Raw genomic sequence first — 15,471 nt, 5'->3', positions numbered from 1 at the left:
TGTTTCAAAAGTAATACGAATAAACCCGATAATACTGGAATCATGCATAACAGGCTCGACGAGTTGCTGACGACCTATTCTTGCTGTAGATAATGGCGTATCAAGTCCGAGCACTTCTCTCGCCGTCAGTGCCTCATCGCTTGCAGCGAGTTTAATACCTTCGGTGCTGTAGAGTGTAGCGTCAAAGACCAGCGGGTTTTGCGCGAGTTGATTGGCGAGTGTTAATAGCTTCTCTTGATCTTCTTGCATCACCATTTCAGCGGCGGAAAGCGACGCTTGAGAGATTAATATCTTGGTGAGTGTTTCGAGTTGATTCTGTTGAATTCGTTCATTGCCTTGGCTTATTTTGACGCTATTGATGGCGATAACGGAAACCATGGCAAGCAGCATAAGCACAGCGATGGCCTTAACTGCTACTCGAAATGAAAATAATGATTGATTCATGGTATTCCTAAACAGAATTATTTTGCGTTCGTTAATATTGATACTTGCGTTTTCAAATTGCAATAGGGTAACGTTATGGAGTTATTTTAAGGATTAAAATATGGATACGTTAAAGACTCTACCAATCAGGCGACACACGACTCTTTTGAAGCGACTACCTGAAACTCGCTTTTCAAATCAGCAGGATAAAGCTAAAGCGAATTGGATTATCTTTGCTTCGCACCTTTCCCCTCAATATTTTGACGACATTGATACCTATACGGGTACATACACTCGAATTGTTGAAACTTGGAAAGTGGGTCATTACGAGGTGGCTTTGATGTCAGGAGCTCTGACTCAAGCACATCAAGATATCATTATTTCATTGGGGTTAGATTTTGCCCTTTTAGATGAACTCCCAGATATTTCTAGCCCTGGTTTGATCGTCATGGATATGGATTCAACCGCGATTCAAATCGAATGCATTGATGAGATTGCGATATTGGCAGGAGTGGGAGAAGAAGTGGCGGAAGTCACCGAACGAGCAATGCAAGGGGAACTCGATTTTGAGCAAAGTCTCCGTCAGCGAGTGGCTAAGCTAGCGGGGGCGAATGAATCTATTTTGGAATCTGTTCGTCAAAGCCTCCCGTTTATGCCAGATTTAAAAGAGCTAGTGACGACATTGAATGCATTAGGTTGGAAAACCGCCATTGCCTCAGGAGGATTTACCTATTTTTCTGATTATTTGCGCCAGGAGTTAAACCTTCATCATGCTCAATCTAACACCTTAGAGATTGTTGATGGCAAGCTAACAGGCCAGGTTATCGGTGATGTGGTTTCAGCTCAGACGAAAGCGGACATTTTATTTGAGCTGGCTGAAAAATATGACATCGAGATTCATAATACTGTTGCCGTGGGCGATGGGGCGAATGATCTGGTCATGATGAATGCGGCAGGGCTGGGTGTGGCTTACCATGCTAAACCTAAAGTAGAACAAGCTGCTCAGACTGCGGTTCGATTTGCCGGTCTTGGTGGTGTGCTGTGTATCCTATCTGCGGGTTTAGTCAAGCAACAAAAACTGAGCTGGCAGGCTAAGCCTTAATATTTCGTTGTTATTGGTGTGAACTAGGAATCGCGAGGGGAAATATCTTCGCGATTGCTTTTTCTAGTTGGCCTTGTTTTCTGTAGATTAAGGTTTTCTATAGATTAAAATGTCCTCTCTATATAAAGCTATTTATGCAGCCCCCACGTTGTCTCCACGAACCTACTTTGTTTTAGCGAACCGACCTTGTCTTCACGAAACTATTTAGTCAGCTCGAGTCTGACCAATACTTCCTCAGTAATATCAACGATTTCTCCGTAACCAACAGTAGCGCTAATTTCCTTTTCTAGTTTTCTTGCTTGATGCATGCTGATTTGGGTCAGTTCTTCAATATCCTGTTTAAGCAGGCTGGTTAAAGGTTCAAATATTGGAGCGCCGGATACTCTGAGCACGTAGAAATCTCCGACGGCCATTGCCTTCTTAATGAAAATTAATCTTTCTCTGATGTTCTCAAATTCACTGCTGAGTTTAGTCTGTAGTGATTGAATACGATGACCAAAAATGACGGCTGAGATGTAAATCTCATGGTATTGAGGGATAGCGCCTTCAATACGTTTCATTGGTACAGAAAGCAGTGTATTCATTCGGCCTTTGTAAATCGGTTCTAATGAAAATTGCTTCGCAATACCGAGGCGAGCCATTAACATCAAGTGAGGTGGAAGAGGATAATTAACACCAATCACCATTGGTACTAATGATCCTTTGATTTTCTCAACAAAAACAGGATTGCTCACCATTTTATCAAGCAGAATGTTATGCAGCCCTTCAAGCAATTCATTGCTGGGTAACAACTCTTTCTTTTTGGGTAGCTTAGCCTGATTATGTTTGATCAATCGATCAAAGAACGCGATCGTACTTAAATTACTCGTCGACTCATCAATGCTGAGTTGAATCTTTAAGTTGTCTGCACTAACTCGAATAATATGGTATTGAACGTCACTCAGTGGCAAGGACTTATCGTATAGTTGAAGCTCACGTAGATTGATGCTGCATGCTTCATTCGCTCGTAGTTCGCTAGGTTTATCTAATTGAATGCTCAAGCCATGTTTGGATAGATCGATGGTATGTCCAGTAATTGGGCTGTCTAGATCGATGGTTAGCTCAATGGGCGATTTAAAATGATAGCGAGGCTCTTTACGGCGAGATTTTGCATCAAAGTAGATAGAGGTCGGGTTTCCGGTGACACGACGAGTGTGCCTAAATCGATTGAGTGCTTTACTCGGTAGTTTCGGTTTCTCAGTAAAAAGATAATCAGCTGCGGAATCTGTATCGGATATTTCCTGGAGAATGCCGCAGTGAGACAGTGGCTCAGTGTCAATACCTAACTCATTAGCGTGCTGTGATAGCTGTTGACATTCTGGATCTGAAAGCTCAAAAATAGAGAGCTTAAACGCCTTCCAGCTCTTTCTTTTCGCCCCAACATGCCAAAATAACTGGCGTTCTTCTCGGGTTGCTTCTGGCATCATCATTGAAAAAAACAGTGACTTTCCATCATGGTCATGAGTAAACGAATAAATGGTATTGCTACAACCACGGATTCCTTCTGTGGTTAACAAGGACATGCGCTGCTCGTGGAACAAAGATCCGAGGGCTTGCTGGTTTCGTTCGTCTTGCCAGTAGTTCCAAATGGGTAAGTTGTTCTCAGTCATCAAGACGAGCTTCAATTCATTGCCACTAAAAAACACCGGTAAATTACAGGTGTGTTTTAAATAGGTATGTTCGTAACCACGGGTGCGGGCGCGAATGATCTTATCTTGATTATCGTGACGCACTTTTTGTGCACTGTTCTGCAGCGATTCTTCAATGACTTTATCGACAACGTCGGAATCTGACAATTTGAGGGTTCGAATGAATTTAACGGCGTCATTTTCATAGCTATCGTCAATACCGACAATTCGGTAATCGAGCGGAAGATGGATATCTTCTACTTCAGAGGATTTTTGTAATTCAACAAATGAAACACGGATCAGTTCGCCCAGTTTATAATTAAATGCCGTTGGCACTTTGAACTTTGCACCGGAAGGCGACAGGTCGATACTTACGGCGTGAACAATCTGTTTGTTTTGTAGTTGAATCTCTACTTGAGAATACACCTTGAGACGGTTTTCTTGTCGCTTCAGGTCATACCCTAGAGTGATGGGTTCAACATGAAAAGGGGTGCTTTCAGCCGACAACTCTTTTTGAGTGGGAACCCCATTTTGTTTCATCACCCGAAAATTATTTTTGGTGTTGATCAGCGCTTCCCAAACGCCTTCAGTATAGCCTCTGAATTTTCTAACATTTTTGTGGTATGCGTTAAAGGCAACATCATCCAACCAGTGCTTCAGTCCGTCGAGTTCATATTCTCGGCATTCGCCCTGAACTCGTCCACGTAAGTCGATGGGTTTGGTACAAGGGGCCATCACCCGGTTCAATTCCATCTTGACCAGCAACTTAGCCGACGGGGATTCATCTTCTGTCATTTGAGATAAAAGGTAGTCGAAATCCTCCGAATGATAAGCGGGGATGAGTCTCTCTGCGATAGATAGAATTTCAGATTGCTGCATAGTTTTCTGTTAAAGTACTCCGTTGCAATAACATCGACAGATTTACCAAAATCTTTAGCCTTTATGTTAATTTGGCTGACGATTATATAATGTTAAAAATCACTTAAGATGTCACATAATTTAACAAAGGGTTCCATAGTTAGTTTAACAAAGGGTTCCATAGTTAGTTTAGTAAATTATGTGTTGTCAGTTTAGTAAATTGAGGAAACATGGCTAAGGCAAAGCGTGCATATGTTTGTAATGATTGTGGTGCGGATTTCCCTCGCTGGCAAGGCCAGTGTAATGCGTGTGGCGCTTGGAATACGATCACCGAGATTCGTATAGCGGCTTCACCAACGGTCGCTCGTAATGAGCGCTTGTCTGGTTATGCAGGAGCAGGTTCCGAATCAAAGGTGCAAGTTCTCTCTGAAATCGACTTGCAAGAAGTTCCACGATTTAGCAGCGGTTTCAAAGAATTTGATCGTGTACTCGGTGGTGGTGTGGTGCCTGGTGCCGCGATTTTGATTGGTGGTAATCCTGGGGCAGGTAAATCTACATTGTTACTTCAGACAATGTGTTTGCTTTCTGCTCAAATGCCGACGTTATACGTAACGGGCGAGGAGTCATTGCAACAAGTGGCTATGAGGGCTTCTCGTTTAGGATTGCCTAAAGAACATTTGAAGATGCTGTCAGAAACCAATGTCGATAAAATTTGTCAAATCGCCGAAAAAGAGCAGCCGAGAATTATGGTGATCGATTCCATTCAGGTGATGAATGTTGCCGATGTACAATCTTCGCCAGGCAGTATTGCTCAGGTGAGAGAGTCTGCGACCATGTTAACGCGTTACGCTAAGCAGAATAACGTTGCCGTGTTTATCGTGGGCCATGTGACCAAAGACGGTACGCTAGCGGGTCCTAAAGTACTTGAGCATATTATTGATTGTTCGGTGTTACTTGATGGTGGCGCTGATAGTCGCTTTAGAACCATGCGCAGCCATAAAAACCGTTTTGGCGCAGTTAATGAGTTAGGCGTATTTGCGATGACTGGGCAAGGCTTGAAAGAGGTGAGCAACCCGTCGGCTATCTTTTTGTCTCGCGGTGAAGAAGAAACGTCAGGCAGTTCAGTCATGGTGGTCTGGGAAGGCACTCGTCCACTTTTAGTGGAAATTCAGGCTCTTGTCGACTATTCACAGCTGGCTAACCCAAGAAGGGTGTCTGTTGGCTTGGATCAAAATCGACTGTCACTACTGCTAGCTGTATTGCATAAGCACGGCGGTTTACAAATGGCCGATCAAGATGTGTTTGTCAACGTCGTTGGTGGCGTGAAAGTGGCGGAAACCAGTGCCGACTTAGCGCTGGTGGTGGCATTGCTATCTAGCTTTAAAGATAGACCGTTGCCAAAAGATGTCGTTGTCTTTGGTGAGGTGGGGCTTGCAGGAGAAATTCGCCCTGTACCCAGTGGGCAAGAACGCTTAATGGAAGCGTTTAAACACGGTTTTAAGCGAGCGATTATTCCCGCGGCGAATATGCCGAAAAACGGCATCCAAGGTATGCAGCTCCACGGCGTTAAAAAATTGTCAGACGCCTTGGCTGCTTTTGATGAGTTATAAAACATATTCAACAATTAGGTTTGTAAATCAGAGCAAGTCAAAATAGACTATGCTCAATATCGCTTATCTAGAGTAGTAAATATAATAAAAATGTATCAATTGCATATTTATGATTGATTTTAGGTAAGCAGTAGCCTATAAAAGTTTTTTATCATCTCGTACACGCAAGGGTATCAGTCTTGACGGATTGTGGTATACTCTGCGCGCATTTTATATCCTATTAACAGAGTAAAACGATGACTGATTTATCAAAATACAGAAACATTGGTATTTTCGCGCACGTTGATGCGGGTAAAACCACTACAACTGAGCGTATCCTTAAACTTACTGGCCAGATCCACAAAACTGGTGAAGTTCATGATGGTGAATCGACTACCGATTTCATGGAACAGGAAGCTGAGCGCGGTATTACTATCCAGTCTGCAGCTGTAAGTTGTTTCTGGAATGACCACCGTCTAAACGTTATCGATACTCCTGGACACGTTGACTTCACCGTTGAAGTTTACCGTTCTCTAAAAGTACTAGACGGCGGTATCGGCGTATTCTGTGGTTCTGGTGGTGTTGAACCTCAATCAGAAACCAACTGGCGTTACGCTAACGAATCAGAAGTATCTCGTCTGATCTTCGTTAACAAACTAGACCGTATGGGTGCAGATTTCTTTAACGTTGTTGACCAAGTTAAAAACGTTTTAGGTGCAACTCCTCTAGTTATGGTTCTACCAATTGGCCGCGAAGATGACTTCGTTGGTGTTGTAGACCTACTAAGCCGTAAAGCTTACGTTTGGGATGACACTGGTCTTCCTGAAAACTACGAAATTCAAGATGTTCCTGCGGACATGGTTGACGAAGTAGAGCAATACCGTGAAGAGCTAATCGAAACTGCTGTAGAGCAAGACGATGATCTAATGGAAGCTTACATGGAAGGTGAAGAGCCTTCTATGGAAGACCTTAAGCGTTGTATCCGTAAAGGTACTCGTGACCTAGCATTCTTCCCAACATACTGTGGTTCTGCATTTAAGAACAAGGGCGTACAAATCGTTCTTGACGCTGTTGTAGATTACCTACCATCGCCAACTGAAGTTGACCCTCAACCTCTAATGGACGAAGAAGGCGAAGAAACGGGCGAGCACGCTATCGTTTCTGCTGATGAAACATTCAAAGCACTAGCATTCAAAATCATGGATGACCGCTTTGGTGCACTAACATTCGTCCGTATTTACTCTGGTAAACTAAACAAGGGTGACACTATCCTTAACTCGTTTACAGGTAAAACTGAGCGTGTTGGCCGTATGGTTGAGATGCAAGCTGATGACCGTAACGAACTGACTAGCGCACAAGCTGGTGACATCATTGCAATCGTTGGTATGAAGAACGTGCAAACTGGTCACACTCTATGTGATCCTAAGCACCCAGTAACACTTGAGCCAATGGTATTCCCAACGCCAGTAATCTCGATTGCTGTATCGCCAAAAGATAAAGGCGGTTCTGAGAAAATGGGTATCGCTATCGGTAAAATGGTTGCAGAAGATCCTTCTTTCCAAGTTGAGACTGACGAAGAGACAGGTGAAACTATCCTTAAAGGCATGGGTGAACTTCACCTAGACATTAAGGTAGATATCCTTAAGCGTACATACGGCGTTGACCTAACTGTAGGTGCTCCTCAAGTTGCTTACCGTGAAACTATTACTCAAGCAATTGAAGATAGCTACACGCACAAGAAGCAATCTGGTGGTTCTGGTCAATTCGGTAAAATCGATTACCGTATCAAGCCAGGTGAACCTGGTTCTGGTTTCTCATTCAAGTCTTCTGTAGTGGGCGGTAACGTTCCTAAAGAATTCTGGCCTGCAGTAGAAAAAGGCTTTGCTGGCATGATGGAGAACGGTGTTCTTGCTGGTTTCCCTACGCTAGACGTTGAAGTTGAACTATTCGATGGTGGCTTCCACGCAGTCGATTCATCTGCAATCGCATTTGAAATCGCAGCGAAAGGCGCATTCCGTCAATCTATGCCTAAAGCTGGCGCACAACTTCTTGAGCCAATCATGAACGTTGACGTGTTTACTCCAGACGATCACGTTGGTGATGTTATCGGTGACCTTAACCGTCGTCGTGGCATGATCAAAGATCAACAAGCTGGCGTAACTGGTGTACGTATTAAAGCTGATGTACCACTTTCAGAAATGTTTGGTTACATCGGTCACCTACGTACTATTACTTCAGGCCGTGGTCAATTCTCTATGGAATTCCTACAGTACTCTCCATGTCCAATGAACGTGGCAGAAGAAGTAATCGCTAAAGTTAAAGAAGAAAACGCTAAGAAATAATCGTTTCATTCTCTAACTAAAAAGCCCTACTAGTGAAAGCTAGTGGGGCTTTTTGTTTTCTACAGTTTGTCACTTTTTCACGGCTCGGTACCTTTCACGGATTGTTACCTTTCACAGATCGGTACTGGTATTTTTCATCTTCTACATATTGCGACTTTGTGCGAGCAGAAAGTGATCACATTTAGCGCTTTAGATCTACGTAGATCTGCTCTACTTTAGCGCGAGCCCATTCTGTTTTACGCAGAAATTTAAGGCTAGATTTAATGCTCGGATCACTCTTGAAACAGTTGATATTAACCATCTGGCTGAGTCTCTCCCAGCCATAGTGTTCCACGAGTTCTGTGAGCAGTTTTTGCAGTGTAATGCCATGAAGTGGATTATTTTCTTGTGTCATTCGATACCAATTTCTCAATATGTAGTAGTCATCATCCTCAGAAGTCGCTGAGATGACTAGGGTGTCGGCTTCTAATCAGACAGTATAGCAATTATTGTGAATTAGTTTTGTTTCCATTTTAAAGAGTAGTCGCTTTCTTTAATAATGAGTTTCTCGTTATCTAATTGAGAGAAAATCCGAATTTGTTGTTTGATCCACTGCTCAAACTGCAGGATTTTTTCACGGCGAAAGTAACCAGCGGGGGCACATAGGTAGTAGCTAAATCTAGGCTTGAGTGCGATGTTCCCAATTCTAACCAGTTTCCCTTCCTCGATGTAGCGTCTGGCTAGACTATGTTTTACCAAGGCAACCCCTTGGACAGAGAGAGCCCCCTCGAGTACAAAGTGAGATCCATCGTACTGCAACGTGGATTGGCCTGCTTTCACTTCTACAGTGTCTAACCAGAGCTTCCAATCCATATCTGGCCAGCGGTCTTCAATTAATTCCGCCTTATACAAATCTTCAATACCATAAATGGCCTTTTTTTCTTGATAAATAGGGTGGCAAACCGGATAGACGACTTCATCCATCAGCCAACGACTTTCAACATTTTTATAATTTCCTTCACCATAACGTATACAAATATCAACACTAGAATCCAGGAATGAAACCAATTGATTACTCGGTTCAATGAGCATTGATAGCTCTGGATGTGCTTCTTTAAATTGACCGATTCGGGGAACGAGCCAGTGCTGCGCAAACGAGGGGAGGGTAGAAATCGACAGCTGTGTTGGGTTGGGATCTTGATTAACTTGGCGTATACCATCTTGCAAATGGGCAAAGCCTTTTTTAGCTTGGAGGTAAAGAATTTCACCTTCGTGAGTTAATACGACTTGCCGGTGCTGACGAATAAATAGATCTGTTTCTAACCACTCTTCTAGCAACCTAATTTGTTGGCTAATCGCAGCGGGGGTTACAAATAACTGAGTGGCTGCGGCTTTGAAACTGCCAAGTTCTGCAGCGGTATAAAAATAATAGATTCCTTGAAAAGGAGGCATTCGCTCATTCACATTAGTTTTCCTTAACTCATTGCTAATTTCAATCGTTTGTCTGGTTAACAATAATGGTTAATTATTCAGCTTGTCAATTAGGTTAATCAACGGAGATAAAGAGATATGGATACTTCAATTACTATTACATCAAGCCCCCGTCGTTATTCGTTGAGTCGCTTGGTTAAGTTCATCTTCATCAAAGTGACGGTTTGGAATGAGCTATCTTGTTCAAGAAAAAGATTGGCAGAGCTTCCTAAGCATTTACTTGAAGATGTTGGTTTAACCAAAGAGCAAGCCCAAATCGAATCCAGAAAGCCGTTTTGGCAATGAGTCAGTTTAATCGCATGTCTCTCTTTTTACTCGGTAAAACTCGGGTTAGAAAGAGTGACACTAACGGCTTAGTTTGAAGGTGGGTGCTTTATTTCTATTTTCATTGCAACAAGCATGGACAGCGTCGGTTAGGTTTTTAATAGGTCGGATACTTCTTCATGTAGCCACTCAGTAAACGCAGCAATGCGTTCCTTCCTCGGTGAGTCAGGATCAAAGCATAGGTTTACTTGAACGCCTGGTGTCATCCCAATATTAAACGGCTTAACGAGTAGACCGCGTTCTATAAAATCACCAGCAAGACTGTCCGTTGCAAGGCAAACACCATGACCCGCCATGACTGTGGTTAATCCCATATCAAAGGTACCCACTTCCATCCACTGAATGGCATTAGCTTGAGTCGAGATGTTGGCTTGCCTAAACCATTCCTCCCAAGGGAAACAACCGCTATCAAACTGAATCAGCCAACATTTGAGGAGTTGTTCCGGCGAGGTGAATTTTGAAGAGTTGGCGAGTTCAGGTGAACAAAAAGGGTACACGGGTTCGTTGATGAGCATCTCCAGTGCCAAGCCGTCTTCAACACATAGATCTTCGCCTTGGCGAATGGCTACATCAATCTCACCGTGCTTTAAATTGGGAGTATCACACCCTGTGAGTACCTTAATTGGGATCTCTGGGTGTCTTACTGAGAACTTCCACAACCTTGGCAATAACCAGCGTGAAGCAAAAGAAGGGGGGCTTCTAACGACAAGCAATCCTTGGATTGGCTCTGACTGGATCTTGTTTAACCCTAATAAAATTTCGTTAAACCCACCCGAAACATGGCTAAAAAGCGTGCGACCTGCATGTGTGAGAGCCATTTCTCGGCCTTTACGAACGAAAAGTTTACAACCAACTTGTTCTTCTAATTGTCGTATTTTCTGGCTGACAGCGGCTTGGCTGACAAAGAGTTCATCTGCAGCTTTACTGTAACTGCTTAAACGAGCCGCAACTTCGAAGTAACGTAGACCTGAAAGGTGGCGTAGTCGATTGTCCATAACTTCTACTTATAATCAATGTAAATAATGGTTGTTCGCATATCGAACAGGTTGTTTTCATAATAACGACAGAACGGTGGCAAGTACAGGTGTGGAATGATGGAAGCGTTAATCGGTTGGACAAAGATATTTGGTGCTAAGTTGTTTAAAAATAAGCGCATTAAGGGCGGTGAGGTTATTGGGGCGCGGAATGAAATATTGTGTACAGAGCAATTGAGCCGTCGAGTAAAAGAGGACCTAGGGCTAGAATCCGAGAACAATGATGCTTCAGACTATACTAAATATTTATAATTAGAGCTTATAAAAAAAGGAGCCGTAATGGCTCCCTGTCGATTTTAATTACTCTTCCCAAACCACGAATTTGTCTTTAGGCCAATTTGCTCCTACCTCATGGTATTTTTGCTCTAACACATGTCGTTTAATCTTGAGTGTTGGAGTCAGAATATTATTCTCAATACTCCACGGCTCTTTGATCATTAACACGCCTTTGATTTTTTCGTGTGAGGCCAGCTGAGCGTTCATTTTTTCAATCACTCTTTTGGTTGTGCGCTCATAACGTTCCTTGTCAAAATTAGGGAAGTCATGTGGCACGACGAGTAATATTGGCCCTGGAAGCCCCAGACCGATAAGGCACATCATCTCAACTCTGCTGTATTCGAAGAGTTTTTTCTCGATAGGAACTGGTGCGACAAACTTCCCTTTTGCGGTTTTGAAGGTGTCTTTTTTGCGCCCTTGAATAGAAAGATAACCTTCAGAGTCAATAGAGCCGATATCACCAGTGTGCAGCCATCCTTCATCATCAAACGACTCTTTGGTCGCAATATCATTTTTGTAGTAACCTGAAAATATGCCTTTACCGCGCACCATGATTTCACTGTCTTTGGCAATTTTCAGTTCAATCCCAGGACCTGCGTTACCCACAGTACCAATCTTGTCTTCTCTAAACGGGTGATTAATCGTGCTATAGGCGAAGGACTCCGTCATTCCCCACGCTTCGGTAATGTTCAATCCAATACTGTGGTACCAATCGAGTAAAGCCGCTGAAACAGGGGCCGATCCACACCCGAGTACTCTGGCTTGATCAAGCCCTAATCCATCGGCTAGCTTCTTCTTAATGAGCGTGCTGACGAACGGAATCTTGAGTAGAAGATTCATCTTGCGTGGTGGCAGCTTGTCTTGAATGCGTTGCTGGAACAGTGTCCACAGTCTAGGGACTGAAATAAACAGTGTTGGCCGCTGCATTTTTACATCTTCGATAAAGGTATCTAACGACTCTGGGAATGCGGTTTGTACACCACCTGCAATAGAGCACCCAAAGATATACACTCGTTCAGTAATGTGCGCGAGCGGAAGGTAAGAAAACAGTCGGTCACCGCCTTGAATGCCTATATGGTGGATCAGTTGTTCAACCGACCAACTAAACGCGCCATAGGTCAGCATCGCACCTTTAGGTTGCCCGGATGTGCCAGAGGTGTAAACCAATGACATCAGTTTGTCGTCGCAATGTTCAGGGCGAAATGTTGACGGCTCAGACGAGGCAATCAGTTCTTCAAATTGGTGCTGGCAGTCAGGTGCACTATCGTAAGGGAGAGCAATACTGATGAGGTGTGGTTGGCTAGCAAGAACCTGTTGCGTTGCTTTAGAGTCATCTAATTTCCCAGCAATGATGAATTTACTCTCACTGTGAGTTGCACAATACTCGATGGTATCGGCCCCTGCGGTTGGAAAAATAGGCACACTCACAAAGTCGCCAAGCATGATCGCCAAATCACAGATAAACCACTCTGCACAGTTCTTTGATATTAGCGCGATTTTATCACCAGGCTTAGCCCCTAATGTATTCAATGCACCGACAAGGCGTAGCGCTTTATCGGCGACTTCAGCGTAAGTGAACTCAACAAACTGGCGATTGATGATCTGCTTTAAGTACACTTCATTGGGGCGCTCTTGAGCCCATTTCAAAATGAGTTCGTTTGGTGGGGGAAGAGTGCAGGTTGGTTTGGATATTTGATCAGGCTGAATCATTCTCTAACTCCATGTAATAGCAAATGATGTAATTATTATTATGTTAATTTAATGTTAACCATTAGTTAACATTAGCATGTTAGTGAGTTGAGTTAAAAGTTAACCGCGCCTTTTTAGGTGATTAGAGTGATCTATCTAATAAAACTGTCTGAAAACGCCGGGAGAAATGCCGGTTTTCTTCTTAAACATACGAGAAAAATAGGAAACATCCTTGTAACCACATTGATAAGCGATGACCGCAATCTTATTTTTTTTGTCGTCCTGTAAGAGTTGTTTTGCTCGCTCAATACGTTTGGTGGTTAGGTAATCTCTAAAGTTGATCCCCACCGATTGATGAAACATTCGTGAAAAGTAACTGACGGAGTAATGGCAATAATCGGCAATATCCTCTTCTCTGATCGTCCGCGATATATTCATATCGATATAGCGGAGTACCTCTATAAGATCCTTGTTGATATTCTGTTCGTCTAAATCCTCTTGTACTTTGTGCAAGGTGAATATGGATTGATGATCAGTGAATCGATAATGAATATTGCGGCTAAGTTGTTCGCACCATTCAGTCACATCAAAACGGTTGAGATCGAAATGATCAAAAACAACATCTAAAGCAAGAATGTCCTCTTCAATGTCGCCTTTGTGTATGAGGATCAGTTTCTTATGAAGGTTTTGGCATATTTTGATGGCAGTCAATAGAAGGGGATGGTTGACGTTTTTATCGAAAAAGAAAAAGCAGATATCAATAGTGGGTTCGCTTAAGACCGACACATCATGACCGCTTTCTATAATAGTAAAGAACCTTTCTATACTAAACAGGGTATCCCTTTGAATATACGAGATAGATTGCCCAATCCACTGGCCTGCATGTAAAACAGCCATAGTCCACACCCTTAAATTAGCTAATCCTTAATCACTAGTTTAAGGCTAGCCCTAGACTGACGTTTTTTACAGAGATAAAGACGAATTGAGTGAATTTAATGATAGAACCATCACTTTAGTTTGGGTTTTAGTGTGATACTGCTTCATATACCCTACACGGTTTTACTGTGTCAAGTTTCAATAGTGAGACTGGGTGTTGGTTGTTCTGAGTGGATATAGAGGAGGAAAGGCTTTGTTGGTATTTGCCTTAAATACAAGGCATTAGGTTTATTGTTCTTGTGGAGTACATTTCTAAAGCCAAGAATTTCGACCATATCTACTGCTTTATTGTAAATGATGGCTTGTTAGTTAAGGGGAATTCATGACAAAAAAGTACCAAAATAGAATAGGAAAGTCCTAACGGATAGTTTTATTAATGTCTAAATTATCAATTAGCAATTGAATATGAATTGCCTTTTGGAAGGAGACCCAATGATGAGTAATTTAGTGAATTTGATAAAAGATTTTATGAACGATGAAGAGGGGCTAACGGTGGTCGAGTATGTGGTTGGTGCTGGATTGTTAGTGGCTGGATTAGCGGGAATTTTTGGTACATTTAGTGACACATTAACAACTGAATTGGGCAGTGTCTTTGACGAGGCTCCGGCTGAATAGCAACGAGGTCTATTCGGCAGTGATTCAACTTTTAGTCTATTCTACGTAGTACTGGTTAAGTCTTATGAAGTAGTGTCTTGTAATGCTTGGCCAGTACACTTTTAGGAGATTTAAAGATGAAGCATTTTCTAAATGTATCGAAAGAGTTTTTTGCCAACGAGGAAGGACTCACTGTGGTGGAATACGTCGTTGGTGCTGGTGCCATGATTATCGGCCTTTCTGGTTTTTTCACTGTGGTATACGGAATTTTAACCGATGAGTTTGAGTCTGTTTTTAGTAGTAGCGAATAACGGCTCTCTTTTAGGGAAAAAACGCTATGGGGTATCTTATTTGGGCAGGATGGCTGGTCATTGCGATCACTGATGCAAGAGAAAATCGAATCCCCAATATTGCGCTTCTCTATCTGTTAGCAGTGTCTATCGCATACCAATCTTTTTCTCATGACCCTCTGCTCACGATTGGGAGTTCATTAGCAGCAGGCCTAGTGATGTTTCTTGGTGGCTTTGCTTTGTATATCGCACGAGCAATGGCGCCTGGCGATGTAAAGCTCTTAGGGGTTGTTGGCGTTGTCATGGGTTGGGGGCAGTTGCTTGATACGGTGTTTTGGATTGCCATTTCAAGTGTGTTGGTGGGTTTATTGTACGGCTCAATGAGAATGGCGGAAGATCCTAAGTTGTTTCAACAGATGATAAGAAAGTACACGATGATTCTATCTTATGGTCGAGGTTCAAAAGTGGAGGGGGATATGCTCGCGAAGAGTAATGCCCAGATGTTACGAATGCCTTTTGCTCCTGTGGTCGTGATCGGGTTAGCCATGCAAAGCTATTTTTAATGGATTAACACTTACATTGGTGACTCGATATTGAGTAAACCGATGACAACAAGGAGTCTCTGTGAATACGACAAATCAAAAAAGTCTACATAGAGAAGAGTTAACTCCTCAAGCAGACGCACCTAAAGTCCCCACATCATTCGATGAACTCGGGGTTCCTAGGGCTGTTGTAGAAAATTTATTGATTAAACACATTGCCGCCTACCCCAAGTCCGATCTGCTTAATCTCACGCAACTTATGTGCATCAATAGCCATCTTATTGAAGCCATGATTGGAAACCTAAGAAAGAAATCTCTTGTTGAAGTCTTTCAGG

General features: G+C 42.8%; 15 protein-coding genes and 1 pseudogene. 9 read left to right on the top strand and 7 right to left on the bottom strand.

Annotated elements, in window-relative coordinates; translation table 11 throughout:
• Positions 1-444, bottom strand: a 444-nt coding sequence (locus ACP45E_RS22290; protein WP_069585537.1) for a YtjB family periplasmic protein, incomplete at its 3' end; no start/stop codon positions are given.
• Positions 445-544: 100 nt separating this feature from the next.
• Here ACP45E_RS22290 and serB point away from each other — a divergent pair.
• Positions 545-1,525: a phosphoserine phosphatase gene (serB, locus tag ACP45E_RS22285; protein ID WP_017035769.1), complete on the top strand. Its 981-nt coding sequence runs from the start codon at positions 545-547 to the stop codon at positions 1,523-1,525.
• A gap of 200 nt (positions 1,526-1,725) precedes the next feature.
• On the opposite strand, the gene ACP45E_RS22280 is transcribed toward serB, so the two are convergent.
• Positions 1,726-4,071 carry a PilZ domain-containing protein gene (locus ACP45E_RS22280; protein ID WP_017035768.1) on the bottom strand — a complete coding sequence of 782 codons (2,346 nt, stop codon included), beginning with the start codon at positions 4,069-4,071 and terminating at the stop codon, positions 1,726-1,728.
• A gap of 209 nt (positions 4,072-4,280) precedes the next feature.
• Between ACP45E_RS22280 and radA the strand changes: the two genes are divergently transcribed.
• Entirely contained in the window at positions 4,281-5,660 is a 1,380-nt protein-coding gene (gene radA / locus ACP45E_RS22275) for a DNA repair protein RadA (RefSeq protein ID WP_017037356.1), read from the top strand.
• A gap of 236 nt (positions 5,661-5,896) precedes the next feature.
• Positions 5,897-7,981, top strand: coding sequence for an elongation factor G (gene fusA / locus ACP45E_RS22270; RefSeq protein ID WP_017035766.1), 2,085 nt, complete (start codon positions 5,897-5,899; stop codon positions 7,979-7,981).
• A gap of 181 nt (positions 7,982-8,162) precedes the next feature.
• Here fusA and ACP45E_RS22265 read toward each other — a convergent pair whose 3' ends face one another.
• Together ACP45E_RS22265 and ACP45E_RS22260 are read right to left on the bottom strand one after the other, a co-directional pair.
• Complete coding sequence (locus tag ACP45E_RS22265; protein ID WP_017035765.1) at positions 8,163-8,375, bottom strand: VF530 family DNA-binding protein; 213 nt, start codon at positions 8,373-8,375, stop codon at positions 8,163-8,165.
• 101 nt (positions 8,376-8,476) lie between these two features.
• Complete coding sequence (locus ACP45E_RS22260; RefSeq protein ID WP_017035764.1) at positions 8,477-9,424, bottom strand: LysR substrate-binding domain-containing protein; 948 nt, start codon at positions 9,422-9,424, stop codon at positions 8,477-8,479.
• A gap of 105 nt (positions 9,425-9,529) precedes the next feature.
• Between ACP45E_RS22260 and ACP45E_RS22255 the strand changes: the two genes are divergently transcribed.
• The gene (locus tag ACP45E_RS22255) at positions 9,530-9,736 is read left to right on the top strand and encodes a DUF1127 domain-containing protein (RefSeq protein WP_017035763.1); all 207 of its coding nucleotides are present in this window, start codon (positions 9,530-9,532) and stop codon (positions 9,734-9,736) included.
• A 128-nt stretch (positions 9,737-9,864) separates the two neighbouring features.
• On the opposite strand, the gene ACP45E_RS22250 is transcribed toward ACP45E_RS22255, so the two are convergent.
• On the bottom strand, positions 9,865-10,770 hold the full coding sequence (locus tag ACP45E_RS22250) for a LysR substrate-binding domain-containing protein (RefSeq protein ID WP_017037357.1): 906 nt from the start codon (positions 10,768-10,770) through the stop codon (positions 9,865-9,867).
• A 99-nt stretch (positions 10,771-10,869) separates the two neighbouring features.
• Between ACP45E_RS22250 and ACP45E_RS22245 the strand changes: the two genes are divergently transcribed.
• Positions 10,870-11,061 (top strand): hypothetical protein, encoded by a 192-nt coding sequence (locus ACP45E_RS22245; protein WP_017037358.1) that lies wholly within the window; start codon positions 10,870-10,872, stop codon positions 11,059-11,061.
• A gap of 48 nt (positions 11,062-11,109) precedes the next feature.
• Here the strand turns inward: ACP45E_RS22245 and ACP45E_RS22240 are convergent, their stop codons facing one another.
• Both ACP45E_RS22240 and ACP45E_RS22235 read right to left on the bottom strand, forming a co-directional pair.
• A complete protein-coding gene (locus ACP45E_RS22240) occupies positions 11,110-12,795 on the bottom strand; it encodes an AMP-binding protein (RefSeq protein ID WP_017037359.1) in 1,686 nt (561 codons plus the stop codon).
• Between the two features lie 135 nt (positions 12,796-12,930).
• A complete protein-coding gene (locus ACP45E_RS22235) occupies positions 12,931-13,671 on the bottom strand; it encodes a helix-turn-helix transcriptional regulator (protein WP_017037360.1) in 741 nt (246 codons plus the stop codon).
• Between the two features lie 474 nt (positions 13,672-14,145).
• Between ACP45E_RS22235 and ACP45E_RS22230 the strand changes: the two genes are divergently transcribed.
• From ACP45E_RS22230 to ACP45E_RS22215, 4 genes and pseudogenes are all read left to right on the top strand, one after another.
• A complete protein-coding gene (locus ACP45E_RS22230; RefSeq protein WP_026026527.1) occupies positions 14,146-14,325 on the top strand; it encodes a Flp family type IVb pilin in 180 nt (59 codons plus the stop codon).
• Between the two features lie 116 nt (positions 14,326-14,441).
• Entirely contained in the window at positions 14,442-14,615 is a 174-nt protein-coding gene (locus tag ACP45E_RS22225; RefSeq protein WP_017037362.1) for a Flp family type IVb pilin, read from the top strand.
• Positions 14,616-14,641: 26 nt separating this feature from the next.
• Positions 14,642-15,157 carry a prepilin peptidase gene (locus tag ACP45E_RS22220; protein ID WP_017037363.1) on the top strand — a complete coding sequence of 172 codons (516 nt, stop codon included), beginning with the start codon at positions 14,642-14,644 and terminating at the stop codon, positions 15,155-15,157.
• Positions 15,158-15,218: 61 nt separating this feature from the next.
• A pseudogene (locus ACP45E_RS22215) lies at positions 15,219-15,471 on the top strand (AAA family ATPase); the annotation flags it as partial.

The organism is Vibrio genomosp. F10 str. 9ZD137 (assembly GCF_049974785.1).
Classification (GTDB): Bacteria; Pseudomonadota; Gammaproteobacteria; order Enterobacterales; family Vibrionaceae; genus Vibrio.
This window is presented reverse-complemented; position numbering and strand designations above follow the sequence as displayed.

Excerpts from the sequence above, each read along its gene's own strand:
- serB (WP_017035769.1), top strand. The coding sequence starts at position 545 with ATGGATACGTTAAAGACTCTACCAATCAGGCGACACACGACTCTTTTG.
- ACP45E_RS22280 (WP_017035768.1), bottom strand. The coding sequence starts at position 4,071 with ATGCAGCAATCTGAAATTCTATCTATCGCAGAGAGACTCATCCCCGCT.
- radA (WP_017037356.1), top strand. The coding sequence starts at position 4,281 with ATGGCTAAGGCAAAGCGTGCATATGTTTGTAATGATTGTGGTGCGGAT.
- fusA (WP_017035766.1), top strand. The coding sequence starts at position 5,897 with ATGACTGATTTATCAAAATACAGAAACATTGGTATTTTCGCGCACGTT.
- ACP45E_RS22265 (WP_017035765.1), bottom strand. The coding sequence starts at position 8,375 with ATGACACAAGAAAATAATCCACTTCATGGCATTACACTGCAAAAACTG.
- ACP45E_RS22255 (WP_017035763.1), top strand. The coding sequence starts at position 9,530 with ATGGATACTTCAATTACTATTACATCAAGCCCCCGTCGTTATTCGTTG.
- ACP45E_RS22250 (WP_017037357.1), bottom strand. The coding sequence starts at position 10,770 with ATGGACAATCGACTACGCCACCTTTCAGGTCTACGTTACTTCGAAGTT.
- ACP45E_RS22245 (WP_017037358.1), top strand. The coding sequence starts at position 10,870 with ATGGAAGCGTTAATCGGTTGGACAAAGATATTTGGTGCTAAGTTGTTT.
- ACP45E_RS22240 (WP_017037359.1), bottom strand. The coding sequence starts at position 12,795 with ATGATTCAGCCTGATCAAATATCCAAACCAACCTGCACTCTTCCCCCA.
- ACP45E_RS22235 (WP_017037360.1), bottom strand. The coding sequence starts at position 13,671 with ATGGCTGTTTTACATGCAGGCCAGTGGATTGGGCAATCTATCTCGTAT.
- ACP45E_RS22230 (WP_026026527.1), top strand. The coding sequence starts at position 14,146 with ATGAGTAATTTAGTGAATTTGATAAAAGATTTTATGAACGATGAAGAG.
- ACP45E_RS22225 (WP_017037362.1), top strand. The coding sequence starts at position 14,442 with ATGAAGCATTTTCTAAATGTATCGAAAGAGTTTTTTGCCAACGAGGAA.
- ACP45E_RS22220 (WP_017037363.1), top strand. The coding sequence starts at position 14,642 with ATGGGGTATCTTATTTGGGCAGGATGGCTGGTCATTGCGATCACTGAT.